General features: G+C 73.2%; 21 protein-coding genes, 1 pseudogene and 1 riboswitch. Of the genes and pseudogenes, 15 read left to right on the forward strand and 7 right to left on the reverse strand.

The genetic code is table 11. The features are described 5' to 3' along the window. The first annotated feature begins 206 nt into the window (after positions 1-206). The 4 genes from ACFV4P_RS04910 to ACFV4P_RS04925 all read left to right on the forward strand — a co-directional run bounded on the left by ACFV4P_RS04910 (position 207) and on the right by ACFV4P_RS04925 (position 3,401). Complete coding sequence (locus ACFV4P_RS04910; protein ID WP_380467454.1) at positions 207-407, forward strand: hypothetical protein; 201 nt, start codon at positions 207-209, stop codon at positions 405-407. Between the two features lie 100 nt (positions 408-507). Beyond that, entirely contained in the window at positions 508-1,377 is an 870-nt protein-coding gene (locus ACFV4P_RS04915; protein WP_380467456.1) for a JmjC domain-containing protein, read from the forward strand. A gap of 88 nt (positions 1,378-1,465) precedes the next feature. After that, positions 1,466-2,341, forward strand: coding sequence for a JmjC domain-containing protein (locus ACFV4P_RS04920; RefSeq protein WP_380467458.1), 876 nt, complete (start codon positions 1,466-1,468; stop codon positions 2,339-2,341). A gap of 61 nt (positions 2,342-2,402) precedes the next feature. Beyond that, on the forward strand, positions 2,403-3,401 hold the full coding sequence (locus tag ACFV4P_RS04925; RefSeq protein WP_380467460.1) for a MazG family protein: 999 nt from the start codon (positions 2,403-2,405) through the stop codon (positions 3,399-3,401). A 9-nt stretch (positions 3,402-3,410) separates the two neighbouring features. On the opposite strand, the gene ACFV4P_RS04930 is transcribed toward ACFV4P_RS04925, so the two are convergent. Then, complete coding sequence (locus ACFV4P_RS04930; protein WP_380467462.1) at positions 3,411-3,830, reverse strand: SDR family NAD(P)-dependent oxidoreductase; 420 nt, start codon at positions 3,828-3,830, stop codon at positions 3,411-3,413. 154 nt (positions 3,831-3,984) lie between these two features. Here ACFV4P_RS04930 and ACFV4P_RS04935 point away from each other — a divergent pair, with 154 nt between their 5' ends. From ACFV4P_RS04935 to ACFV4P_RS04965, 7 genes and pseudogenes are all read left to right on the forward strand, one after another. Next, on the forward strand, positions 3,985-5,229 hold the full coding sequence (locus tag ACFV4P_RS04935; protein ID WP_380467464.1) for a cytochrome P450: 1,245 nt from the start codon (positions 3,985-3,987) through the stop codon (positions 5,227-5,229). Between the two features lie 251 nt (positions 5,230-5,480). Continuing rightward, a riboswitch (cyclic di-AMP (ydaO/yuaA leader) is annotated at positions 5,481-5,664 on the forward strand. A 3-nt stretch (positions 5,665-5,667) separates the two neighbouring features. Then, positions 5,668-6,375: a transglycosylase family protein gene (locus ACFV4P_RS04940; RefSeq protein WP_380467466.1), complete on the forward strand. Its 708-nt coding sequence runs from the start codon at positions 5,668-5,670 to the stop codon at positions 6,373-6,375. A 225-nt stretch (positions 6,376-6,600) separates the two neighbouring features. Beyond that, on the forward strand, positions 6,601-7,890 hold the full coding sequence (gene eno / locus ACFV4P_RS04945; protein WP_380467468.1) for a phosphopyruvate hydratase: 1,290 nt from the start codon (positions 6,601-6,603) through the stop codon (positions 7,888-7,890). 129 nt (positions 7,891-8,019) lie between these two features. Beyond that, positions 8,020-8,457 carry a septum formation initiator family protein gene (locus tag ACFV4P_RS04950; RefSeq protein ID WP_241844387.1) on the forward strand — a complete coding sequence of 146 codons (438 nt, stop codon included), beginning with the start codon at positions 8,020-8,022 and terminating at the stop codon, positions 8,455-8,457. Positions 8,458-8,502: 45 nt separating this feature from the next. Continuing rightward, positions 8,503-9,015: pseudogene (locus ACFV4P_RS04955) on the forward strand (DUF501 domain-containing protein); the annotation flags it as partial. 125 nt (positions 9,016-9,140) lie between these two features. Continuing rightward, positions 9,141-10,076 (forward strand): exopolyphosphatase, encoded by a 936-nt coding sequence (locus ACFV4P_RS04960; protein ID WP_380467470.1) that lies wholly within the window; start codon positions 9,141-9,143, stop codon positions 10,074-10,076. 400 nt (positions 10,077-10,476) lie between these two features. Beyond that, positions 10,477-11,841 (forward strand): NAD(P)/FAD-dependent oxidoreductase, encoded by a 1,365-nt coding sequence (locus ACFV4P_RS04965; RefSeq protein ID WP_380467472.1) that lies wholly within the window; start codon positions 10,477-10,479, stop codon positions 11,839-11,841. 179 nt (positions 11,842-12,020) lie between these two features. Here ACFV4P_RS04965 and ACFV4P_RS04970 read toward each other — a convergent pair whose 3' ends face one another. After that, positions 12,021-12,464, reverse strand: coding sequence for a DNA-binding protein (locus ACFV4P_RS04970; protein ID WP_380467474.1), 444 nt, complete (start codon positions 12,462-12,464; stop codon positions 12,021-12,023). Between the two features lie 136 nt (positions 12,465-12,600). On the opposite strand from ACFV4P_RS04970, the gene ACFV4P_RS04975 reads away from it, so the two are divergent. The 3 genes from ACFV4P_RS04975 (at position 12,601) to ACFV4P_RS04985 (ending at position 15,099) form a co-directional block, all read left to right on the forward strand. Beyond that, on the forward strand, positions 12,601-12,834 hold the full coding sequence (locus ACFV4P_RS04975; RefSeq protein WP_380467476.1) for a hypothetical protein: 234 nt from the start codon (positions 12,601-12,603) through the stop codon (positions 12,832-12,834). A gap of 7 nt (positions 12,835-12,841) precedes the next feature. Further along, complete coding sequence (locus ACFV4P_RS04980) at positions 12,842-13,660, forward strand: hypothetical protein (RefSeq protein ID WP_380467478.1); 819 nt, start codon at positions 12,842-12,844, stop codon at positions 13,658-13,660. A gap of 155 nt (positions 13,661-13,815) precedes the next feature. Next, positions 13,816-15,099: a cation:proton antiporter gene (locus tag ACFV4P_RS04985; protein ID WP_380467480.1), complete on the forward strand. Its 1,284-nt coding sequence runs from the start codon at positions 13,816-13,818 to the stop codon at positions 15,097-15,099. A 19-nt stretch (positions 15,100-15,118) separates the two neighbouring features. Here the strand turns inward: ACFV4P_RS04985 and glgA are convergent, their stop codons facing one another. Beyond that, positions 15,119-16,309: a glycogen synthase gene (gene glgA / locus ACFV4P_RS04990; protein ID WP_380467482.1), complete on the reverse strand. Its 1,191-nt coding sequence runs from the start codon at positions 16,307-16,309 to the stop codon at positions 15,119-15,121. Between the two features lie 58 nt (positions 16,310-16,367). Next, on the reverse strand, positions 16,368-16,526 hold the full coding sequence (locus tag ACFV4P_RS04995) for a hypothetical protein (protein ID WP_380467484.1): 159 nt from the start codon (positions 16,524-16,526) through the stop codon (positions 16,368-16,370). A gap of 229 nt (positions 16,527-16,755) precedes the next feature. Between ACFV4P_RS04995 and ACFV4P_RS05000 the strand changes: the two genes are divergently transcribed. Continuing rightward, positions 16,756-18,117, forward strand: a complete 1,362-nt coding sequence (locus tag ACFV4P_RS05000) for a helix-turn-helix domain-containing protein (protein ID WP_380467486.1) — start codon at positions 16,756-16,758, stop codon at positions 18,115-18,117. A gap of 124 nt (positions 18,118-18,241) precedes the next feature. On the opposite strand, the gene ACFV4P_RS05005 is transcribed toward ACFV4P_RS05000, so the two are convergent. Genes ACFV4P_RS05005 through ACFV4P_RS05015 form a run of 3 tightly spaced genes read right to left on the reverse strand, consistent with a single transcriptional unit; the run spans position 18,242 to position 23,309 of the window. Then, positions 18,242-19,597, reverse strand: coding sequence for a phosphomannomutase/phosphoglucomutase (locus tag ACFV4P_RS05005; RefSeq protein WP_380467488.1), 1,356 nt, complete (start codon positions 19,595-19,597; stop codon positions 18,242-18,244). Beyond that, positions 19,587-21,809, reverse strand: a complete 2,223-nt coding sequence (glgB, locus tag ACFV4P_RS05010) for a 1,4-alpha-glucan branching protein GlgB (RefSeq protein WP_380467490.1) — start codon at positions 21,807-21,809, stop codon at positions 19,587-19,589. Before glgB ends, ACFV4P_RS05005 begins: the two co-directional genes overlap by 11 nt. Positions 21,810-21,848: 39 nt before the next feature. Continuing rightward, positions 21,849-23,309, reverse strand: a complete 1,461-nt coding sequence (locus tag ACFV4P_RS05015; RefSeq protein WP_380467492.1) for a hypothetical protein — start codon at positions 23,307-23,309, stop codon at positions 21,849-21,851. Position 23,310: the final 1 nt, after the last annotated feature.

Here is a 23,310-nt window from a genome sequence, read left to right on the forward strand (position 1 = left end):
GCCCGTCAGGCCGCGCTGTCGGTGGCCGTGGCCGCTGCCGTGGGTGGTGCGGTCTTCGCGCCGGCCGCTTCGGCGCAGGCCGCGACCGTGTCCAGCGTGACCGCCGGTCACGTCACCCCCGACGCGTGCGGCGGCTGCTACCCCGACGTCATCTGATCCACCGCACCGAAGCCCGAACCGTCCCCCTCTCAAGAAGGAGCCCTGTCATGGGTGTTCAGAGCACCGAGTCCTCGTCGAAGTTCGCCGCGATGGCCCGTCAGGCCGCGCTGTCGGTGGCCGTGGCCGCTGCCGTGGGTGGTGCGGTCTTCGCGCCGGCCGCTTCGGCGCAGGCCGCGACCGTGTCCAGTGTGACCGCCGGTCACGTCACCCCCGACGCGTGCGGCGGCTGCTACCCCGACGTCATCTGACCCACCGCAGTCCCTCCCGGGGCGCCGGCCGCACTGCCGCCGGCGCCCCGCGTCCCCCCAACTCGCCCGCCCCGCCCGGAAACCGGAGAGGAACACCGCCATGGACTGGCTGGCCCGCTGCGTCGACGACCCCGAGACCTTCCTGCGCGAGCACTGGCGCCAGGGCCCGGTGGTGCTCCGTCCCGCCGACCCGCCCACCGACGTGCTCACCGTGCAGGGGCTGTTCGACATCATCGACGAGGGCACGCTGCGCAACCCGTACGGCGGCCTGTTCACCGCCGAAGGCACCGTGCCGGAGTCCGAGTACTGCCCGCCGCGGGTGATCGCCGGCCACACCCTGGAGGGCTGCCTCGACCCGGAGCGGGTCCGGGCGCTGATCCGCGACCGCAACGCCACCCTGCAACTGCGCTACCTCAACCACTGGCACCCCGGCGTGCGCGCCCTCACCGCCGGCCTCTCCGAGAGCCTCGGCCGGCTCACCGAGGCGTTCCTGTTCTACTCGCAGCCCGCCCGGCACGGACCGGTGCACCGCGACGAGGGCGACATCCTGGTCCTCCAGCTCAGCGGCAGCAAGCACTGGCAGGTCTACGGCGGCCCGACCGACCCGAACTGGCAGCCCGTCCGCGAGGAGAACCCCGGACCGGTCCTGCTGGACACCGTCGTCCACCCCGGCGAGGTGCTGTACGTGCCCAACGGCTACGCCCACACCGCCCGCGCCACCGAGGACGGCCCCTCGCTGCACCTGACCGTCGCGCTCCGCGAGGCCTGCGCCGTCCACCTGCGCACCCAGCTGCGCGCCCTGCTCGCCGAGGGCCTCGAACTGCCCGCCCGCCCCCGCGACGAGGACGAGCTGCTGGCCGCCAGCGCCCAGCTCCTCGACCACCTGCGCACCCGGGTCGCCGCCGCCGACCCCGCCGAGCTGGTGTCCGCCGCCCGCCGCGCCGCGTACAGCAGCCGCCCCACCGCCTGAGCCCACCACCCGAACGCACCGGCACCGCACCGCACCGGCATCGCATCGCACCGGCATCGCATCGCACCGCACCGGAGGAGACCCGACCATGACCGAGACCTGGCTGAGCCGCTTCGTCGCGGACGAGGAGCAGTTCCGCACCGAGCTGTGGCGCACCACCCCGGCCGTGCTGCACCCCGAGAACCCGCCGGTGGACGTGCTGCCCGCCGCCGAACTCGACCGGCTGCTCGACCACGGCCTGCTGAAGGTCCCCTACCTGGGCCTGGTCCAGCGCGACGCCCACCTGCCCGCCGAACGGTTCTGCCTGCCCCGGGTGGTGCTCGGCGAGGTGGTCGGCGGGTACGCCGACGCCGCGGCCGTGCGGGCGCTGATCCGCGACGAGCAGGCGACGCTCCTGCTGCGCTACGTCGACCAGTGGCACCAGGGGGTCCGCGCCCTGGCCCGCGGCCTGGCCGCCGAGATCGGCCGGCACGTCGAGGCGTTCTGGTTCCACACCCCGCCCGGCACCCAGGGCCGCCCGGTGCACCGCGACGACGCGGACGTGCTGGTGGTGCAGATCTCCGGCGCCAAGCGCTGGTGGGTGCACGGCGGCCCCGCCGACGGCAACTGGGTGCCCGATCGGGAGGACGGCGACCCCGGCGAGGTGCTGCTCGACACCGTGCTGCACCCGGGCGAGGTGCTGTACGTGCCGCGCGGGTACGCGCACCGCGCCCGCGCCGAGGACGGCGCGCCGTCCACCCACCTCTCGCTGACCATCAGGGAGGCCGCCAGCGCCAACCTGTACACCGTCGTGCAGAGCATGCTCGCCGAGGGACTCCCGCTGCCGGGCCGCCCGCTGGACGACGCCGCGCTCACCGGGGCCGCCGCCGCGCTGATCGAGCACGCCACCACGCTGCTGGCCGAACTGACCCCCGCCGACCTGCTGGCCGTCACCCGCCAGCTCATGGTCCAGCCCGCGGCGTGACGCCCGCCCCGGGAGAAAAGCGCTCGTCGGCCGCGGGGACGCTCGTTGTAGGTTCGGTGGCGTGGACACTCCGAAGCTGATCCTGCTCACCACCACCCACCGCATCGCCCCCGGCCTGCTCTCCTGGCCCGCCTGGGAGGCCCTCCGCTCGGCGCCCGCGGTGCTGGTCGGCGCCGCCGACCACCCGCAGCTGCCCGCGCTGCGCGCCGCCGGTGTCGAGCCCCGGCTGATCGAACGCGGCACCGCCCCGGCGCTGGCCCGGCAGCTGCTCGCCGAGGCCCCCGCCGTGTGGCTGGAGAGCCCGGACGGCGACCCCGGGCTGACCGACGCGCTGGCCCGGATCGCGGTGGAGGAGGCCGGCGAGCACCCGGAGATCGAGGTCCTGCCCGGCTCGTACGACCTGCCCGGCGCCCGGCTGCTCGACCTGGTCTCGGTGATGGACCGCCTGCGCTCGCCCGGCGGCTGCCCGTGGGACGCCGAGCAGACCCACGAGAGCCTGGTGAAGTACCTGGTCGAGGAGGCCTTCGAACTCGTCGAGGCGATCGAGGAGGACGATCGGCCGACCCTCCGCGAGGAGCTCGGCGACGTGCTGCTCCAGGTCCTCTTCCACTCCCGGATCGCCGAGGAGCACGCCGAGGACCCGTTCTCGATCGACGACGTGGCGGGCGACATCGTCGAGAAGCTGATGTACCGCCACCCGCACGTCTTCGGCGACGTCAGCGTCCGCGACTCCGCCGAGACCGAGGCCAACTGGGAGCAGCTGAAGGCCGCCGAGAAGCAGCGCGAATCGGTCCTGGACGGCGTCCCCGCGGGCCTGCCCGCGCTGGCCTACGCGGCCAAGCTGGTCTCCCGGGTGCGCCGCGCCCGGTTCACCGGAGTGCCGGACGCGCCGTACGAGCTCCCCGCCGAGCTCACCCCCGAGTCCGCCGGGGACCTGCTGCTGGCGGTCGCACAGCGCGGCTACGACCAGGGCGTCGACGTGGACGCGGCACTGCGGGCGGCGGCCCGCCGCTACCGCCGCGCGGTGCGGGCCGCCGAGGGCCTGCCCGAGACGGACTGACGGGCGTCGTCAGCCGGCCAGCGGGACGTCCGACACCGGGCGCCGCTGGGCCGGCACGACCTCGCCGATCGCCTCGCCGACCAGCGCCAGCAGCTCCGCCAGCGGGTCCAAGTGCCCGGGCAGCTCGGAGAGTTGGACGATCCGCTCGCCGTCCGGGCCGGCCACCGCGAACAGGTCGATCGGGCCGAGGTGCTTGACGGCGGTGTCGACCAGCGCCGCGATGTCCGCCGGGTGGTGCACGTCGCCGGACACCCCGACCACCGGGCAGCCGGGACGGTCGAGTTCGGCGGCCAGGTCCTCCGCGACGCCCGGGCGGAGATCGGCGATGAGCAGACCGGCGGCGCCGGCGGCGGAGAACCGGCGGGCCAGGTCGGCCCCCTCGCCCCCGTCGAGCACCGCGATGACCACCACTGCACCGGCTACTCGCATGGCCTGCTCCCCTTTCAGAGCGAAACCGGGGCGGTCCGCACGCCGCCCACTGTGGTTCATCGGAGGATCGTAGGCTCGCCCCGACGCTCCGCAACAGGAATTACCCGTCAGGTGACCAGACTCACGCGACGCCGGTTCCAGATACGGTCAAGACATGCCAGATCAGCCCCACGCCACCCATCCGCAACTCTTCACCTGGGAGTTCGCGGCCGACCCGTACCCCGCGTACGCCTGGCTGCGGGAACACTCCCCGGTGCACCGCACCACGCTGCCCAGCGGGGTGGAGGCCTGGCTGGTCACCCGGTACGCGGACGCCCGGCAGGCGCTGGCCGACCCCCGGCTCTCCAAGAACCCGGCGCACCACAGCGAACAGGCGCACCGCACCGGCCGGGTGGGCATCCCCGGCGAGCGGCAGGCCGACCTGATGACCCACCTGCTGAACATCGACCCGCCGGACCACACCCGGCTGCGCCGCCTGGTGTCGAAGGCGTTCACGCCGCGCCGGGTCGCCGAGTTCGAACCGCGGGTGCAGCAGCTCACCGACCGCCTGATCGACTCCTTCGCGGAGCGCGGCGAGGCCGACCTGATCCACGAGTTCGCCTTCCCGCTGCCGATCTACGCGATCTGCGACCTGCTGGGCGTCCCCGCCGAGGACCAGGACGAGCTGCGGGACTGGGCCGGCATGATGATTCGGCACACCGGAGGCAAGCGCGGGGGTGTGGGCCGCGCGGTCAAGCAGATCCGCGGCTACCTGGCCGACCTCATCCACCGCAAGCGCGCGGACCTCGGCGACGACCTGATCTCCGGCCTGATCCGGGCCGGTGACCACGGCGAGCACCTGACCGAGAACGAGGCCGCGGCGATGGCCTTCATCCTGCTGTTCGCCGGCTTCGAGACCACCATCAACCTGGTCGGGAACGGGCTTTACGCGCTGTTCCGCAACCCGGGCCAACGCGCCCTGCTCCAGGAGTCGTTGGGGCGCGGCGAGTCCGGCCTGCTGGAGACCGGCATCGAGGAACTGCTGCGCTACGACGGGCCGGTGGAGCTGGCGACCTGGCGGTTCGCCACCCGCCCTCTGAGCATCGGCGGGGTGGACATCCCGGTGGGCGATCCGGTGCTGGTGGTGCTCGCCGCCGCCGACCGCGACCCGGCGCGTTTCGCCGCGGAGAACACCCTGGATCTGGCCCGCGCGGACAATCCGCACCTCGGTTTCGGACACGGCATCCACTACTGCATCGGCGCGCCGCTGGCCCGGCTGGAGGGGCAGCGCGCGATCGGCACACTGCTGACACGGCTGCCGGACCTCCAGTTGGCGGCCGATCCCGCCGAACTCCGTTGGCGCGGCGGGCTGATCATGCGCGGGCTGCGCGAACTCCCGGTCTCCTTCACGCCCCGCTGACCCGGTTTCGACCGCAGCCGCCCAGCGTCCGCCCGGAACCCCCAACTGGCCTAGCGGGGGCGCGTGGTGCGCCCCCGTCAGGGGCAATCCGGACATACATGGACGATTTGTGTGCAGAAAGTGAAGGTCCGTAATTTCGGCGTGATGTCGGTGATATGAGCTTGTGATTGTTCATCAGCTCTGCTTACTCTCCGATCTGCCCGCAGCCGTGGGCCCCGAACGCGGCACGCCGAGTCCTGTCCGCCGCGACCTCGGGACACCGACCAGGAACTCGGACAGGAGCGGGGGACCCAGGTGTGAACGCCGTAGCAGTCTCGACGGCTTGGGGTGAAGCCGCCCGGGAGCGGACGCAGTCGCGTCCCCCCTCCCCGGCGGCCGGGCCAGCCTCCCGGTCCGAACCCGACAGCTCACCTCGCAGGCGTGCGGAGAGGAAGTCCCATGCTGTTCACCGGTACCGGCCGCCACCGACGTAGCACCAAGACCGAGAAGGTCGTCGCCGCCGCCGGCGTCGCCTCCGTCGGCCTGGCCCTGCCCCTGCTGTCCGCCACCGGAGCGGCGGCCGCGCCCGTCGACACCTGGGACCGCGTCGCCCAGTGCGAGAGCGGCGGCAACTGGTCGATCAACACCGGCAACGGGTACTACGGCGGCCTCCAGTTCTCCTCCTCCACCTGGCGCGCCTACGGCGGCGGGCAGTACGCGTCCCGCGCCGACCAGGCCAGCCGCTCCCAGCAGATCGCGGTCGCCGAGCGGGTGCTCGCCTCCCAGGGCCCCGGCGCCTGGCCGGTCTGCTCGGCCAAGGCCGGCCTGACCAAGGGCGGCGGCAGCAGCTCCCAGGACACCGCCTCCCGCTCGCAGCAGCGGCAGGACGCGCCCCAGCAGAAGTCGGCCAAGCCGACCACGTCGCAGTCGAAGGCGCAGCAGCAGGCCCCGAAGACGCAGACGCCGCAGCAGGGCTACAAGTCCCCGAAGCCGGCCACCTCCGCGCAGGCCGCCGGGACGTACACCGTGCAGCAGGGCGACACGCTGTCCGGGATCGCCGGCGCGCGGAACGTCTCCGGCGGCTGGGAGCAGCTGTTCAAGACGAACCGGGACGTGGTCGGCGCCAACCCCGACCTGATCGTCCCCGGCCAGGTGCTCTCGCTCTGACCGCCGGTCCGGGCCCCCGATCCGTCTGACGATCCGTCCGCTCCGGGCGCGCGCCGAGCAGTTCGCGCCGCCCGGGGCGGTCCGTCGGCGGGCAAACAGGTGAACTACCAGTGAGTAGCCGGGCCACACGGTGAGACGGGGCCCGGCCGGGCGTGGCCGTGGGCAGGTCTGCGGCTAGGCTCTGGGCGTAACGACCACACATCCGCTTCCGCTAGGAGATGCCTCGTGCCGTCCATTGATGTCGTCGTAGCCCGTGAGATCCTCGACTCCCGCGGCAACCCCACGGTCGAGGTCGAGGTCGGTCTCGACGACGGCAGCACCGGTCGTGCGGCTGTCCCGTCGGGCGCCTCCACCGGCGCCTTCGAGGCGCTGGAGCTCCGCGACGGCGACAAGAACCGCTACTTCGGCAAGGGCGTCGAGAAGGCCGTCCTCGCCGTCATCGAGCAGATCGGCCCGGAGCTGGTCGGCTACGACGCCACCGAGCAGCGGCTGATCGACCAGGCCATGCTCGACCTGGACGCCACCCCGGACAAGTCCTCGCTCGGCGCCAACGCCATCCTCGGCGTCTCGCTGGCCGTCGCGCACGCCGCCTCCGAGGCCAGCGACCTGCCGCTGTTCCGCTACCTGGGCGGCCCGAACGCCCACGTGCTGCCCGTCCCGATGATGAACATCCTCAACGGCGGCTCGCACGCGGACTCCAACGTCGACATCCAGGAGTTCATGATCGCCCCGATCGGCGCGGAGTCCTTCTCCGAGGCCGTCCGCTGGGGCGTCGAGGTCTACCACACCCTCAAGGGCGTGCTGAAGGAGCGCGGGCTGTCCACCGGCCTGGGCGACGAGGGCGGCTTCGCCCCGAACCTGGACTCCAACCGCGAGGCCCTCGACCTCATCACCGAGGCCATCAAGAAGGCCGGCTACACCCCGGGCAAGGACGTCGCGCTCGCCCTGGACGTCGCCGCGTCCGAGTTCTACAAGGACGGCGCCTACCAGTTCGAGGGCAAGGCCCTGTCGGCCGCCGACCTGATCGCGTACTACGCCGAGCTGGTCGCCGACTACCCGCTGGTCTCCATCGAGGACCCGCTGGACGAGTCCGACTGGGACGGCTGGAAGGCCATCACCGACAAGCTGGGCGACAAGGTCCAGCTGGTCGGCGACGACCTGTTCGTCACCAACCCGGAGCGCCTGCGCAAGGGCATCGAGACCGGCACCGCCAACGCGCTGCTGGTGAAGGTCAACCAGATCGGCTCGCTCACCGAGACCCTGGACGCCGTCGAGCTGGCCCAGCGCAACGGCTACCGCTGCATGATGTCGCACCGCTCCGGCGAGACCGAGGACGTCACCATCGCCGACCTCGCCGTCGCCACCAACTGCGGCCAGATCAAGACCGGCGCCCCGGCCCGCTCCGAGCGCGTCGCCAAGTACAACCAGCTGCTGCGCATCGAGGAGATCCTCGACGACGCCGCGGAGTACGCCGGCCGCGGGGCGTTCCCCCGGTTCCGCTCTGCGGACAAGTAAGCACAGCCGTTCTGCGGACAAGTAAGCACAGCAAGGGCTGAACAGCGCCGAGCCTGTTGTGACCGGTGCCCCGGCCTCCACCGCGTAGGGTGGGGCCGGGGCACCGGCATGCGCAGGAGGGGCGACCAGATGGCCAAGTGGAGGATTCCCGGACTGGCGGCGCGCCCGCGCTTCACCAGCCGGGCCACCGTGCTGGTGCTCGTCCTGTGCTCGCTGGTGGCGATACTCGCCTACCCGACCCGGCAGTACATCGCGCAGCGCGCGGAGATCGCCGATCAGCGGGCCAAGGCCGAACACGCCCGCCAGCAGGTCGACGAGCTGCGCCGGGCGAAGGCCCGCTGGCAGGACCCGGAGTACCTGAAGGCCCAGGCCCGGGAACGGCTGCACTACGCGCTGCCGGGCGAGACCCCGTTCGTCTCGGTCGCCCCGCCGCCCGCGCCGGGCGACAAGCAGTCCTCCACGGACGCCGCCGGCAAGCCGAAGGCCGCCCGTCCCTGGTACAGCGCGTTCTGGGACTCGGTGGACGCCGCCGACACCGCGCTCGCCGCCCCGCCCGCCGCTCCCTGAGCTCCGCCACCCCACCCGCCCCCCCACCTGACGAACAGACTGCTGATGAGCAACCAGAACCCTCTCGTCTCCGACAACGACGTCGCCGCCATCGCCGCCCAGCTCGGCCGGGTGCCGCGCGGGCTGCGCGCCGTCGCCCACCGCTGCCCGTGCGGCAACCCGGACGTGGTGGAGACCGCGCCCCGGCTGCCCGACGGCACGCCGTTCCCGACGCTCTACTACCTGACCTGCCCCAAGGCCGCCTCGCTGATCGGCACCCTGGAGGCGGACGGCGTGATGAAGGAGCAGACCGCCCGGCTCGCCGAGGACCCGGAGCTCGCCGCCGCGTACCGGGCCGCGCACGAGGACTACATCGCCCGCCGGGACGCCATCGAGGTGCTGGAGGGCTTCCCCAGCGCCGGCGGCATGCCCGACCGGGTCAAGTGCCTGCACGTGCTGGTCGGCCACTCGCTGGCGGCCGGCGAGGGCGTCAACCCGCTCGGCGACGAGGCGATCGGCATGCTGGAGGACTGGTGGGCCAAGGGCCCGTGCGTCAGCCCGGCCGAGGTCGAGGCCGCCGGTGAGCGGGTCGTCCGCAACCGCGCCAAGGCCGAGGACCACGCCGCGACGATCGCCGCCAAGGAGGCGCTGACCGCCGAGCGGGCCGAGCGCGCCGCCCGCCTGGCCGAGGAGGGTGACGAGTCGTGACCACCACCCGGGTCGCCGCGATCGACTGCGGCACCAACTCGATCCGCCTGCTGATCGCCGACCTGGACCCGGAGACCGGCGAGATCGTCGACCTGGACCGCCGGATGCTGATCGTCCGGCTCGGCCAGGGCGTCGACCGGACCGGCCGGCTGCACCCCGAGGCGCTGGACCGCACCTTCGCGGCCTGCCGCGAGTACGCGGAGGTCATCGCCGCGTACGGCGTCGGCCCGGAGCGGATCCGGATGGTCGCCACCTCGGCCTCCCGGGACGCCGAGAACGCCGCCGAGTTCACCGCGGGCGTCAAGGAGATCCTCGGCATCACCCCGAGCGTGGTCAGCGGCGACGAGGAGGCCCGGCTGTCCTTCACCGGCGCCACCCGCGAGCTGCTCGGCGGCCCGCACCGCCCGCCGTACCTGGTGTTCGACCTGGGCGGCGGCTCCACCGAGTTCGTGCTCGGCGAGCAGGACGTCCGGGCCGCGTACTCGATGGACATCGGCTGCGTGCGGATGACGGAGCGCCACTTCGCCGGCGGGCAGCCCACCGAGGAGCAGATCGCCGCCGCGCGGGCCGACATCCGGGCCGCGCTGGACACCGTCGGGAAGAGCGTCCCGCTGACCGAGGGCGCCACCCTGGTCGGCCTGGCCGGCACCGTCACCACGGTCGCCGGGATCGCGCTGGAGCTGCCCGGCTACGACTCCGAGCAGATCCACCACGCGGTGCTGACCGTCGAGCAGGTCCGCGAGACCGCCCAGTGGCTGCTGCACTCCTCGCACGCCGAGCGGGCCACCGTCCCCGTGATGCACCCCGGCCGGGTCGACGTGATCGCGGCCGGCGCACTCGTCCTGCTGGAGATCATGGAGTGCACCGGGGCCGCCGAGCTGCTGGTCTCCGAGCACGACATCCTCGACGGCATCGCCTGGTCGATCGCCTGACCCGGGCGCCCCGGGAGGCCCGGCGCGGGCCTCCCGGCGGGTCCCGGCAAGAAGCTTCGTGAATTTCTTCACATGACGATCGGGCCTTTCGGCCCAGCGGGGTGTCCGGTCCGTCCGATATGTGGGACCGAAGGCGCTCGGGGTGGGTGGTTCATGGGATCGCAGGCAACCTGCGGTTCACGCCGAAGAAATCGAAAGGGCACTCGGGAACCCGTGCGCCGCAAGGATCGTTGCTGCTCAGCGCGGCACCGAGTGCCTCGGCGGTCACCGAAGGCGGTCGGCGGGGGTCGGGAGAAGGTCCGGGGCCGGAAGTGTGGGCGCGCAGTGTAGCAGCCGGTGTCCAGGAGCTTGTGATGGGCCTCACGAATGGTCCGTCAGGCGGGGGTGGATACTTTCGGATATGAGCACCACGGAGCGTCCTCGCATCCTCATTGTCGGCGGTGGTTACGTCGGCCTGTATGCCGCGATGCGCATCCTCAAGAAGATGCGCTACGGCGAAGCGACCGTCACGGTCGTCGACCCGCGGTCGTACATGACGTACCTGCCCTTCCTCCCGGAGGCGGCCGGCGGCAACGTCGCCCCCCGCAACCTCGTCGCGCCCCTGCGCAGCGCCCTGAAGAAGGCGGAGGTGCTCACCGGTCACGTGACCGAGGTGGACCACGCCCGTAAGGTCGCCACCATCCAGCCTGCGGCCGGCGACGCCTACGAACTGCCCTTCGAGTACCTGGTCGTGGCGACCGGCTCGGTCTCCCGCACCTTCCCGATCCCGGGCCTGGCGGAGCACGGCATCGGCATGAAGACGGTGGAAGAGGCGATCAGCCTCCGCAACCACGTCATGGCGCAGCTGGACAAGGCCGAGTCGACCACCGACGAGGACGTCCGCCGCAAGGCGCTGACCTTCGTCGTCATCGGCGGCGGCTTCGCCGGCATCGAGACGGTGGCCGAGGTCGAGGACATGGCGCGCGACGCCGCCAAGATCTACAAGACCGTCAGCCGCGACGACATGCGCTTCGTCGTGGTGGAGGCGGCCAACCGCATCCTCCCCGAGATGGGCCCCGACCTGGGTCTGTGGACCAAGGGCCGCCTGGAGGAGCGCAACATCGAGGTCTACATCGAGACCTCGATGGACTCCTGCGTCGACCAGCACGTGGTGCTGAAGAACGGCATGGAGTTCGACGCCTCCACCATCGTGTGGACCGCCGGCGTGAAGCCGAACCCGATCGTCAACCGCTTCGGTCTGCCGCTCGGCCCGCGCGGCCACGTCGACACCAGGCCGACCCTGCAGGTCCAGGGCTTCGACTACGTGTGGGCGGCCGGCGACAACGCCCAGGTCCCCGACCTGGCCGCCGGTGAGGGCGCCTGGTGCCCGCCGAACGCGCAGCACGCGGTCCGTCAGGCCGCCGTCCTCGGTGACAACGTGGTGGCCGGCATGCGCGGCTTCCCGCAGGCCGAGTACAAGCACAAGAACCTCGGTGCGGTGGCCGGCCTCGGCCTGCACAAGGGTGTGGCGATCCTGTTCGGCAAGGTCAAGCTCAAGGGCCGCCTCGCCTGGTACTTCCACCGCCTGTACCACGGCGCGATGGTCCCCACCATGAACCGCAAGGTCCGGGTCTTCACCGACTGGACGCTGGCGATGTTCCTCAAGCGCGAGACCGTCGGTCTCTCCGAGATGGAGAAGCCGTTCGACGCCTTCCAGGAGGCGACCGCTCCGCCGAAGCCCGCCGCCGCGGCCGAGCCCAAGAAGGAACTCGCCTCCAGCAAGTAAGCGGCCGACCCGTCTTTTCGGGTCGATGAGTCGGAGGCCCTCCGCCCGGCAACGTCGCCGGACCACGTCCTCCGTGGTGCTCAGCCGGCCTTGCCGCCGGGCGGAGTACAGCAATCGGTTGACCAAGGCCCCCACCCCCGCCGGGTGGGGGCCTTCGGGCTTTTCCGGGACCGCCGCCGTCAGGGCCGGTCGGTGGTGGCGGTGCGGTCGTTGAGGCGTTCGTGGCGCTGGCGGGCGGCCTGGGGGGTGCCGAGGCCGAGGCCGAAGGCGATGTCCTGCCAGGTCATGCCGCGGCCGCGGGCCATGGTGAGCAGGCCGGCCTCCAGTTCGTCGAGTTCGGCGCGGACCAGGGGGAGCAGGGTGAGGGCGGCCGTCAGGTCGGCGCGGTCGACCTCGGGTTCGCCGTCCTCGGCGAGGGCGGCGCCGCTGAGCAGGAAGGCGACCAGGCGGACGGCCTCGTGCGGGGCGACCATGGCCGGGTTGGTCTGGCGGCGGCGCTGCCCGTCGGTGGCGGCGTGGCGCTCGGCGATCCGGAACAGCGAGGCGTAGACACGCTGCGTCCGGGCGGCCTCCGGATCCGGCAGGGCGAACGGGTCGGCGGACTGCGGGGAGGTGTCGGTCATGGGGACAGCATGCGGTGATGAACCAGCGGGCGTCAATGGGATGTGTTGAACGGTTCGTTCAAGAAATGGATTGATCACGGACGGGCCGCCGCCTAGCATGGCGATCATCATCGATGCTCAATCTGGGGGTACCGCAATGGAACTGACCACTCGTCAATCCGCCCTGATCGCCGCCGCCACCACCGCGCTGGCCGCCGCGGCCGTCGTCGGCGGCTCCGCCGTGGAGTGGACGGTCGCCCCGGCCGGCGTGGCCGTCGAGGCGCACGGCTACGTGCAGCAGTCCGCCGGCGACGTCGTGGTGCCGGACCACATGGCGCTGGTCACGCCGGACCACATGGCGCTCGCCGTCACCGACCACATGGGGCTCTGACCCCGCCGTGCGGGCAGCAGTCGACGACCCGGCGGCGCAGCTGGTCGCGCAGACCGCCGAGCGGCTGATCCGGCTCTGGGCCGAGCGCGGGGAGCTCCACCACCCCGGCTGGGGCCGGCCGTTCCGCCAACTCGCCGAGCTGCTGCCCGCATCGGACGTCGAATTCGCCGTCCACAACCCGCAGATGGTGCCGCTGCTCTGGTACCCGGCACTGCGCCGGGAGAGCGCGCACGGCACCGTCGTCGAGGTGTTCGACCACCTCCCGGCGGACGCCGGGCCGCCGCTGCCGCGCCGGCAGGAGCTGTCCCGGATCTACAGCTGGGCGCCCGTCACCCGGACCGCCCTCGACTGGATCGCCGAGCGGCTGGCCGGCCGGGGCCTGCTGGAGGTCGGCGCCGGCAGCGGCTACTGGGCCGCCCGGCTGCGGGAGCACGGCGTGGACGTGCTGGCCACCGACGCCGAGGCCCGTACCGAGCTCAACGGCTGGACCGACCGGTTCCGCTGGACCGACGTCCGCCCCGGCCGGGCCGCCGAGGACGCCGCCGCCCACCCGGACCGCGCGCTGGCCCTGATCTGGCCCCCGCACCGCGACCCGATGGCCCTGGAGGCCCTGCGCGCCTACCGCGGCGACCACCTGATCCACCTCGGCGACCGCCCCGGCGGCCTCTGCGCCGACGACGCCTTCTTCGCCGAACTCGCCGCCCACTGGCAGCCGGTCGCCCGCTGCCCGCTCGCCCTGCGCTGGCTCGGAAACCACGACACCCTGACGCACTGGGTCCGCCGCGAGTGCGACCGGCGTACGCCCCGGCTCGCGACGATCGCCTGACCTGGCCCGGGAGATCATCCAGGTCGCGGTTCTCCGACGACCCCGGCGCCGACTTTCCACAGTACGGTTCGGGTTGTGACGGTCCATCGACAGCATTTGATGTGACGACCTAGATTTCAGGCTGTCAATCCTTAAGTAAATATCGGGGGCTGCAGATGTCCTTGGATCCCACCACCCGGCTCCTCCTCGCCCTCGCCGCCGTCCTGGCCCTCAGCCTCGGCGCCGCCCGGCTCGCCCAGCGGTTCGGCCAACCGGCGGTGATCGGCGAGATCGCGATCGGGATCGCGCTCGGACCGACCCTGCTCGGACGCGTCCTGCCCGACCTGCACCGACAGCTGTTCACCGGCGCACCGCTGACCGTCCTCGGCGGCCTCGCCCAACTCGCCGTCTCCCTCTACGCCTTCGAGATCGGCGCGCAACTCGCGGCGGAGGCCGGGACCCGCCGGAGCGCCGGGCACCGCTCGCCGCTGCCGCTGGCCGCGGTGTCGGTGGCGGTGCCGGCTGCGGTCGGCCTCGCGCTCGCACCCTGGCTGGTCCGTTCGGGCGGGGTCGGGCCGCACGGCTCGCCCGGCTCCTTCGCGGTCTTCCTGGCCGCCGCGCTCGGCGTCACCGCCGTGCCCGTGCTGGCCCGGATCCTGCACGACCGCGGCCTGGACGGGACACCCGAGGGCCGGCTCAGCCTGGCCGCCGCGGCCGTCGGCGACGGCGCCTGCTGGACGCTGCTGGCCCTCTCCCTCTGGCTGGCCGGCACCCTGCCGGCCGGCCACCTGGCCCTCGCCCTGGCCGGCGTCGTGGGCGCCGGACTGCTCGCCCGCCGCCGCGCCCGCGCCGGCCGCGACGCGTCCCGGACCGCGGCCCGCGTCGCGACCGGCGCCCGTCCCGGCGCCGCCCTGCTGCTCGGCGCGGTCTGCCTGGCCGCCGCGCTCTCCTCCGCGCTCGGCCTGCACACGCTGTTCGGCGGCCTGGTGCTCGGCCTGCTCTGGCCTTCCGCCCGCGGCCCGCACGGCGAGCTGCCGGCCACCGCCGCCACCGGCCTCGGCACCCTGTCCACCGTGCTGCTGCCCTGCTTCTTCCTCGGCGCCGGCCAGCAGGTCGACCTCGGCGCCGAACTGACCGACCCCGGCTTCCTCGCCCTGGTCGGGGCGGTGCTCGCGGTCTCGACCGCGGCCAAGATCCTGCCCTGCGCCGCGGTCGGGCGACGCGGCGGGCTGCCCTGGCGGGACAGCCTGCGCCTCGGCGTCCTGATGAACACCAAGGGCCTGACCGAACTCGTCCTGCTCACCGCCGGCCAGCAGGCCGGCCTGATCAGCCCCCGGCTGTACGCGGCGCTGCTGGTGGTCGCGGTCGCCGCCACCGTGCTGGCCGGGCCCGCGCTCCTGCTGCTGCGCGAGCGGCCGCGGGCCACGGCGGCGGAGCCGGTGCTCGCCCCGACGGGCTGAGCACCGGCTCCGGCACCGGTCAGCGGGCGGCCAGCACCGCACGGTAGACGTCGAGGGTGCGCTCGGCGACCCGGTCCCAGGAGAACTCCCGGACCGCCCGCTCCCGCCCGGCCAGACCGAACTTCTCGGCCGTCCCCGGGGACTCCAGCAGCGCGTCGACGGCTGCTGCGAGACCGCGGGCCAGGGCGGCCGGGTCGGCCGGCTCCCCGGTGGCGTCGTCCCGCTGCTCGTACGGCACCAGCAGTCCGGTGCGGCCGTCCTCGACCACCTCGGGGATGCCGCCGACCGCGGTGGCCACCACGGCGGTCTCGCAGGCCATCGCCTCCAGGTTGACGATGCCCATCGGCTCGTACAGCGAGGGGCAGACGAACACCGCCGCGTGGCTGAGCAGTTGGCGCACGCTCAGTGGGTCGAGCATCCCGTCGATCCGGACCACGCCGCTGCGCCGCCGGATCAGATCGGCCACCAGGGTGTCCACCTCGGCGGCGATCTCGGGGGTGTCCGGCTGCCCGCAGCAGAGCACCAGCTGGGCTTCCGGGCGGAGGTCGAAGGCCGCCCGGAGCAGGTGCGGCAGGCCCTTCTGGCGGGTGACCCGGCCGACGAAGAGCACGATCGGCCGGTCCGGGTCGAGGCCGAACCGCTCCAGCACCGCGGGTGAGCGGTCGGGCCGGTAGGCGTCGGTGTCGATCCCGTTGTGGATCACGTGGACGCGTTCGGGCGTGATCTCGGGGTAGACCGCGAGCACGTCCTCACGCATGGCCCGGGAGACCGCGATGACGGCGTCCGCGGACAGGGCGGCGGTGCGTTCCAGCCAGGAGGAGAGCGCGTAGCCGCCGCCGAGCTGCTCGGCCTTCCACGGCCGCAGCGGTTCCAGGCTGTGCGCGGTCATCACGTGCGGGATGCCGTGCAGCACCCCGGCCACCTGGCCGGCGCCGTTGGCGTACCAGGTGTGGCTGTGGACCAGGTCGGAGTCGGCGCACTCGGCCGCGGCTTCGAGGCCGGCGCCCAGGAAACCGAGGGCGGGGTTGGCGCCGCGCAGCGCCTCGGGGACGGCGTGGGCGCGGGTGCCCTTCTCGTCGCGGGGTTCGCCGAAGCAGTGGACGTTCACCTCGGCGAGGCGGCGCAGCGCCCGGGTGAGTTCGGTGGCGTGGACGCCGGCGCCGCCGTACACCTCGGGCGGGTACTCCCTGGTCAGGATCGAGACGCGCATGGCGGATCCCTTCTGGTCCGGGCTGGTGGGCTGCTTCCGGGAGTCCGGGCGCCGCAGGTCAGCAGCAGCCGCCGGCGCCGGGGTCGTCGGAGACGACGACGGTCACGGGAGCCGCCTTGACCGTGGTGGCCTGACCGGCGCCGAGCGGGCCGAAGGCCAGGGCGAGAGCGGTCACGGCGAGCACGGCGGCGAGGCGGGCGATCAGAGTCTTGGACATGGCTGTGCCTTCCTGGGTGGGCCCTCCGTGGGCCTCATCGAGTTGACATGCAGAGTCAATCCGGATTGACAGGCTCTGTCAATGCATCGGCCGCAAGGAAAGCCCGATGCCCCGTACAACGGCAGGTCGGCCTGAAAAAAGTCGAGAACGAAGCCGCTGGAGACTTCTTGGCGGCCTGGGGACGATCCTGTAAAAAGGGTAGTCAAATGGCACCTCGGAGGTGGACAGCGTGGACCAGACGCAGAGCGGGACGGGTGGAATCGGTCAGCGCCTGCGCGAGCTGCGGCTCAGGCGCGGGCTCAACCAGCAGGACCTCGCCTCGGAGGACATCTCGGTCAGCTATGTGTCCCTGATCGAGACCGGCAAGCGAGCTCCGTCCGAGGCCGTGCTGAAGAGCCTCGCCGAGCGGGTGGGCTGCTCGGTGGAGTACTTGCGCACCGGGCACGACGACGCCACCGTCAAGGAGCTCGAACTCAAGGTGGCCTTCGGCGACATGGCGCTGCGCAACGGCTCCAACGGGGAGGCGTTGCAGTCCTTCAGCGAGGCGCTGGCCTCGTCGCCGCTGCTCAGCGACGCGATGGTGCACCGGGCCCGGCTCGGCCAGGCGCTGGCGTTCGAGAAGCTGGGCCGGCTGGAGGCCGCGATCCAGCTGCTCACCACGCTCTTCGAGGACCCGGCCACGGTGGCCGGTTCGGCGCAGTGGGCGCAGCTCGCGGTGGCGCTGTGTCGCTGCTACCGGGAGTCCGGCGACCACATCATGAGCGTCGAGGTGGGCGAGCGGGCGATGCGCAAGCTCGACTCGCTCGGCCTGGACGTCACCGACGACCACATCCAGCTCGGCGCCACCCTGATCGACTGCTACCGCGAGCGCGGCGACCTGGGCCAGGCCAACCTGGTCGCGGCCCGGCTGCTGCTGGTCGCCGAGCAGACCGGCTCGCGGGTCGCCCGCGGCTCGGTCTACTGGAACGCCGCGCTGGTCGCCAAGTCGCGCGGCCGGGTGGACGAGGCGCTCGGCCTCACCGAGCGGGCGCTGATGATGATGGCCGAGACCGACAACGTCCGGCACCTGGCCCTGCTCAAGGGCGTGTACGGGCGGCTCATCCTGGAGTCGGACTCGCCCGACCTGGAGCGGGCCCGCACCCTGCTGGACGAGTCCCAGCTCGGGCTGCTGGAGGCCGGCACCGCCGCCGAGCAGGCCTGGAGCGAGACCAGCCTGGCCCAACTGGCCATCCAGCTACGGCAGTTCGACGACGCGGCGGCGCACGCCAACCGGGCGCTCGGGCTGCTGCGGGCCGAGCCGCGGTTCGACGCCGCCAAGGCGCGGGTGCTGCTCGCCGAGGCCCAGCTCCTCGGCGGAGACCCGGAGAGCGGCGGAGCCACGCTGCGCGCGGTCGAGCGGCAGCTCGGCCAGCTCGCGGCCAACCGCGGCTCGGCGGAGGTCTGGCGGCAGGTCGGCGACCTCTGGCAGCGGTTCGGCCGGGCGGAGGAGGCGATGAGCGCCTACCAGCGGGCGCTGACCAGCGTCGGTCTGCGGGCGCTGCCCAGCGCGAGCGAGGCGCCCACGCCGCGGCCCGGGCGGACCAGGCGCTGACCGCCTCCCGGCGGGCCCCGACCGGCGCGGCCGGTGGTAGCAGGCGGTGGACGCGGGCGGTAGACGCGGACGGTTCGTGGGCGGTCCGGTCCCGGAGGGGTGTCTCCGGGGCCGGACCGCCGGTTCAGGAGCCGGCGACGATCCGCAGCACCCGCTCGCGGAGGTCGTCGAGGCGGCGGCCGTCGGCCGCCTCGGCGTTCAGCCGCAGCACCGGCTCGGTGTTGGAGGCGCGCAGGTTGAACCAGGCGCCGTCGGCGAAGGCGGCGGTCAGGCCGTCCAGCCGGTCCAGGACGGCGCCGTCGCCGAGCGAGCGCTCCACCTCGGCCAGGGCGGCGGCCGGGTCGGCGACCTCCAGGTTGGTCTCCGCCGCGGTGGCGTACCGGGTGAAGTCGGCCACCAGCTTGGACAACGGCCGGTTCGCGGCGGACAGTTCGGCCAGGATGTGCAGGGCGGCCAGCATGCCGGTGTCGGCGAACCAGAAGTCGCGGAAGTAGTAGTGCCCGGAGTGCTCGCCGCCGAAGACCGCCAGGTGCTCGGCCATCAGCGCCTTGACGAAGGAGTGCCCGACCCGGGAGCGGACCGGCACGCCGCCGCTCTCCTCGATCACCTCGATCGCGGACCGCGAGGTGATCAGGTTGTGCACCACCCGGCCCCCGGGCTCGCCGGCCAGCAGCCGGGCGGCGACCAGCGCGATCACCGAGGAGGCCGGCACCGCCTCGCCGCGCTCGTCGACCGCGAAGCAGCGGTCGGCGTCCCCGTCGAAGGCCAGGCCCAGGTCGGCGCCCTCCGCCCGGACCCGCGCCTTCAGGTCCGCGACGTTGGCCGGCTTCATCGGGTCGGCCTCGTGGTTCGGGAAGCTGCCGTCGAGCTCGAAGTACATCGGGACGATGTCGAGCAGCGGGTGGTCCAGCACCAGCGGCACGGTCAGCCCGGCCATGCCGTTGCCCGCGTCCACCACCACCTTCAGCGGACGCAGCCCGGACAGGTCGACCAGCGAGCGCAGGTGGGCGGCGTACTCGTCGAGCAGGCTCTCGGCGCGCCGGGTCCCCGGGACGGGGTCGGCGACGACCGGCGCCGGGTCGACCAGGGCGGCCCGGATCCGTTCCAGGCCGCTGCCCTCGCCGATCGGCACGGCCCCGGCCCGGCACAGCTTGATCCCGTTGTACGCGGCCGGGTTGTGGCTGGCGGTGAACATCGCACCGGGGATGCCGAGCCGCCCGGCCACGAAGTACAGGTAGTCGGTGGAGCCGAGGCCGGCGTCCAGGACGTCCACGCCCTGGTCCAGCACGCCGCGGGTGAAGGCCGCGGCCAGGGTGGGCGAGGAGTCGCGCATGTCGTGGGCGACGGCGATCTCGGCGGCCCCGGTCAGTTCGGTGAAGGCGGCGCCGACCCGGTACGCGGCGGCCTCGTCCAGCTCCTGCGGCACCAGGCCGCGGATGTCGTACGCCTTGACCAGGCGGCGGGCGAGTTCAGGCTCCATGATGCTCCTCGGGTGTCAGCCAGATGGTGGCCAGCGGGGGAAGGGTCAGCGGGGCGCTGTGGTCCTGGCCGTGCCACGGGACGGGTTCGGCCTCGGGGCGGCGGGTCGCGGCGGCGGCGCCGCTGCCGCCGTAACGGGCGTCGTCGGTGTCCAGCACGGTCCGCCAGCGGCCCGGCAGCGGCAGCCCGATCCGCCGGTCGCGGCGGACGACCGGCGAGAAGTTGCAGACGGCGACCAGCGGGCTGCCGTCCGCCGCGCGGCGCACGAACGCGATGACGTTCTCGTCGGCGGCGTCGGCGTCGAGCCAGCGGAAGCCGTCGGGGACGGTGTCCTGCTCCCACAGCGCGGGCGTGGCGCGGTAGGTGTGGTTGAGGTCGGCGATCAGGTCGCGGACGCCGCGGTGCTCGGCGGCGGCGGGCCGGCCCTCGTCGAGCACCCACCACTGCGGGCCGCTCTCGTGGTCCCACTCCGCTCCCTGCGCGAACTCCTGCCCCATGAACAGGAGTTGCTTGCCGGGGTGGGCCCACATGTAGCCCAGGTAGGCGCGGTGGTTGGCGCGCTGCTGCCACCAGTCGCCGGGCATCTTGGAGACCAGCGCCTGCTTGCCGTGCACCACCTCGTCGTGGGAGATCGGCAGGATGTAGTTCTCCGAGTACGCGTACACCATCGAGAAGGTCATCTCGTGGTGGTGGTACTTGCGGTGCACCGGCTCCCTGCCCAGATAGGCCAGCGAGTCGTGCATCCAGCCCATGTTCCACTTCAGGCCGAAGCCCAGACCGCCGGCGTCGGTGGGCCGGGTGACGCCGTCCCAGGCGGTGGACTCCTCGGCGACCGTCAGCACACCCGGGCAGCGCCGGTACACCGTCGCGTTCATCTCCTGCAGGAACGAGGCGGCGTCCCAGTTTTCCCGCCCGCCGTCCCGGTTCGGCGTCCACCGGCCGTCCGGACGGGAGTAGTCCAGGTAGAGCATCGAGGCGACGGCGTCGACCCGCAGGCCGTCGACGTGGAACTCCTCGCACCAGTACACCGCGTTCGCGACCAGGAAGTTCCGCACCTCGGGACGGCCGTAGTCGAACTCCAGCGTCCCCCAGTCCGGGTGCTCCGCCCGCTGCGGGTCGGCCGGTTCGTACAGCGGCTGCCCGTCGAAGCGGGCCAGCGCGAAGTCGTCCTTCGGGAAGTGCGCGGGAACCCAGTCCACGATCACCCCCACCCCCGCCCGGTGCAGGGCGTCGACGAGGTACTTGAAGTCGTCGGGGGCGCCGAGCCGGGCCGTCGGGGCGTAGAAGCCGGACACCTGGTAGCCCCAGGAGCCGCCGAACGGGTGCTCCATCACCGGCATGAACTCGACGTGCGTGAAGCCGAGTTCGGTCAGGTAGCCGGGCAGCACCTCGGCGATCTCCCGGTAGCTGGTGAGGTCCGGCCGCCAGGAGGCGAGGTGCAGCTCGTACACCGACATCGGGGACCGGTGGTGGACCGCACCCGCCCGCGCCGCCATCCACCCGGCGTCCCCCCACGCGTAGGTCGAGGTGTGGACGACGGAGGCGGTGTCCGGCGGGCACTGGGCGGCGCGGGCCAGCGGGTCGGCCTTCTCCGCGATCGCGCCGCCGCGGGTCAGGATCTGGTACTTGTACCGCTCGCCCTCGCCGAGGCCCGGCACGAACAGCTCCCACACGCCGGACGAGCCCAGCGAGCGCATCGGATGACCGGTGCCGTCCCAGTGGTTGAACGAGCCGATCAGCCGCACCCCGACGGCGTTCGGCGCCCACACCGCGAACGAGGTGCCCGCCACCCCGTCCACCGTGCGCACGTGCGAGCCGAGCACCGTCCACAACTGCTCGTGCCGGCCCTCCGAGATCAGATGCAGATCCAGTTGACCCAGCGTCGGAGCCATCCGGTAGCCGTCCTCCTGCACCACCGGCTCACCCCCCGGATACGACACCCGCAGCCGGTACTGGGGCAGTTGGGTGATCGGGAGCAGGGCGGTGAACAGGCCGCCCGGGCCGGGTACTAGGGCGACGTCGCCGAGCGGGGTCTCCAGCACCACGCTCTCCGCGCAGGGCCGCAGCACCCGGACGGCCACGCCGTCCTCGACCGGGTGCGCGCCGAGGACGGCGTGCGGGTCGTGGTGCGCGCCGGCGAGCAGCCGTTCGGCATCGTCGGGCGGCGGCGGGGCTTCGGGGAGCAGAAGCGGGGCCGTCAGCTGCACGGTCACGGGAGGGCGTCCTCTCGGGTGGTTCAGGCGGGGGGAAGGTCAGCGGCCGGCGGCCAGCCGCTGGATCGCGTTGAGCGGGATGAACCGCTTGTCGGGGCGGTAGCGGGTCTCGTACACGGCCTCGTAGACGGCCTTGTCGGTCTCGAAGGCGCGCAGCACCGCCGGGTGGCAGTACGGGTCGACCTGCCCGCCGGCGGCGTAGCCGGCGATGAAGGCGCGGCGGCCGCGCAGCGACCAGGCCCGGGCGCGGCGGGTGTGGTGCAGCCGGTCGGCGGGGTCGAGGAGTTCGCGGTCCTCGGCGAGGAGGGCGGCGAGGGCGTGTTCGGCGGCGTACTCGAAGGACCGCAGCATGCCGGCGACGTCGCGCAGCACGGGTTGCGGGCGGCCCTGGTCGTCGGCGGCGCCGCCGGGTTCGCCCTCGAAGTCGATGACCTTCCAGCCGGTCTGGGTGCGCAGGACCTGGCCGAGGTGGAGGTCGCCGTGGATCCGCTGGCCGTCGAGGCCGCGGCCCTGGCAGGCGGCGCGGGCGAAGTCCCGGTAGATCTCGGCGATCCGCTCGGTGTGCGGGACGAGCTCGGGGACCCGTCCGGCGGCGTCGCGCAGCCGCTCGTCGAGCTGGTCGACGATGCCGCAGATCTGCTTCTCGGTCAGGTAGCGGCGGGGGAAGGTCTCGGCGAGCAGGCGGTGGGTGCGGGCGACGGACTCGCCCATGGCGTAGGCGTCGGCGCTGAATCCGCCGAGGCCGGCGGCGCCCTCGTGGCCGCGCAGGCTGTCGGTGGCGTGCCGGACGGCGAGGTCCCAGCCGTCGCCGTCGGCGGGCAGGAACTCCTGGAGCACGCCGAGCACGTAGTCGCCGACGGTGAGGCGGCCGTGCAGGCGGGGGGTGCTGATGCTGCCGGCGGCGGTGAGGGCGGTGAGCACCTCGGCCTCGGGGTGCGGGCCGGGCTGCGGCTGGCGGAACAGTTTGAGCATCAGCCGGTTGCCGAACACCACGGCGCTGTTGGTCTGTTCGGCCTTCAGCGGGCGCGGGACGAGGCCGCCGGGGACGGAGCCGGGGCGGGTCAGGGCGAGCCGGGGGGCATCGGGGCGGGCGGTCTGGGTGCGCTCCAGCAGCAGGGACATCAGCTCGGGGTCGTCGGTGGCCTCGTAGATCCACCAGCCGTCCCAACGGCCGCCGACCGCCTGGCCGACCACCGCCGCGTTCAGGCGCGGGGCCAGCCGGGGGCGCAGCCCCAGCAGTAACTGGTAGCGGCGGGCGGCGCCGGAGGTGTGGACGGCGGTGAGCAGGGCGTGGACCAGGACGGCTTCGCCGCCGGGCTGTTCCAGCACGGTGTCGGTGAGGGGGGAGAGGTCCTGCAGGCAGCCGCTCTCGTGGGTGAACCAGCGGCGGGTGACGAGCCAGGGCCGCAGCGCGGGCAGCAGCGGGCGGAGCAGCTCGTCACCCCGAAGGGCCTGCCCGGGTTCGGCGGCCAGGCAGGACGCGCAGGCGACGGTGGGCATT

It is taken from the genome of Kitasatospora sp. NPDC059795 (assembly GCF_042732175.1).
Lineage (GTDB): Bacteria > Actinomycetota > Actinomycetes > Streptomycetales > Streptomycetaceae > Kitasatospora.

What these genes read in the sequence shown, in the direction of transcription:
- ACFV4P_RS04910 (WP_380467454.1), top strand. Translation starts at nt 207, where the DNA reads ATGGGTGTTCAGAGCACCGAGTCCTCGTCGAAGTTCGCCGCGATGGCC.
- ACFV4P_RS04915 (WP_380467456.1), top strand. Translation starts at nt 508, where the DNA reads ATGGACTGGCTGGCCCGCTGCGTCGACGACCCCGAGACCTTCCTGCGC.
- ACFV4P_RS04920 (WP_380467458.1), top strand. Translation starts at nt 1,466, where the DNA reads ATGACCGAGACCTGGCTGAGCCGCTTCGTCGCGGACGAGGAGCAGTTC.
- ACFV4P_RS04930 (WP_380467462.1), bottom strand. Translation starts at nt 3,830, where the DNA reads ATGCGAGTAGCCGGTGCAGTGGTGGTCATCGCGGTGCTCGACGGGGGC.
- ACFV4P_RS04935 (WP_380467464.1), top strand. Translation starts at nt 3,985, where the DNA reads ATGCCAGATCAGCCCCACGCCACCCATCCGCAACTCTTCACCTGGGAG.
- ACFV4P_RS04940 (WP_380467466.1), top strand. Translation starts at nt 5,668, where the DNA reads ATGCTGTTCACCGGTACCGGCCGCCACCGACGTAGCACCAAGACCGAG.
- ACFV4P_RS04950 (WP_241844387.1), top strand. Translation starts at nt 8,020, where the DNA reads ATGGCCAAGTGGAGGATTCCCGGACTGGCGGCGCGCCCGCGCTTCACC.
- ACFV4P_RS04965 (WP_380467472.1), top strand. Translation starts at nt 10,477, where the DNA reads ATGAGCACCACGGAGCGTCCTCGCATCCTCATTGTCGGCGGTGGTTAC.
- ACFV4P_RS04970 (WP_380467474.1), bottom strand. Translation starts at nt 12,464, where the DNA reads ATGACCGACACCTCCCCGCAGTCCGCCGACCCGTTCGCCCTGCCGGAT.
- ACFV4P_RS04975 (WP_380467476.1), top strand. Translation starts at nt 12,601, where the DNA reads ATGGAACTGACCACTCGTCAATCCGCCCTGATCGCCGCCGCCACCACC.
- ACFV4P_RS04985 (WP_380467480.1), top strand. Translation starts at nt 13,816, where the DNA reads ATGTCCTTGGATCCCACCACCCGGCTCCTCCTCGCCCTCGCCGCCGTC.
- glgA (WP_380467482.1), bottom strand. Translation starts at nt 16,309, where the DNA reads ATGCGCGTCTCGATCCTGACCAGGGAGTACCCGCCCGAGGTGTACGGC.
- ACFV4P_RS04995 (WP_380467484.1), bottom strand. Translation starts at nt 16,526, where the DNA reads ATGTCCAAGACTCTGATCGCCCGCCTCGCCGCCGTGCTCGCCGTGACC.
- ACFV4P_RS05005 (WP_380467488.1), bottom strand. Translation starts at nt 19,597, where the DNA reads ATGGAGCCTGAACTCGCCCGCCGCCTGGTCAAGGCGTACGACATCCGC.
- ACFV4P_RS05015 (WP_380467492.1), bottom strand. Translation starts at nt 23,309, where the DNA reads ATGCCCACCGTCGCCTGCGCGTCCTGCCTGGCCGCCGAACCCGGGCAG.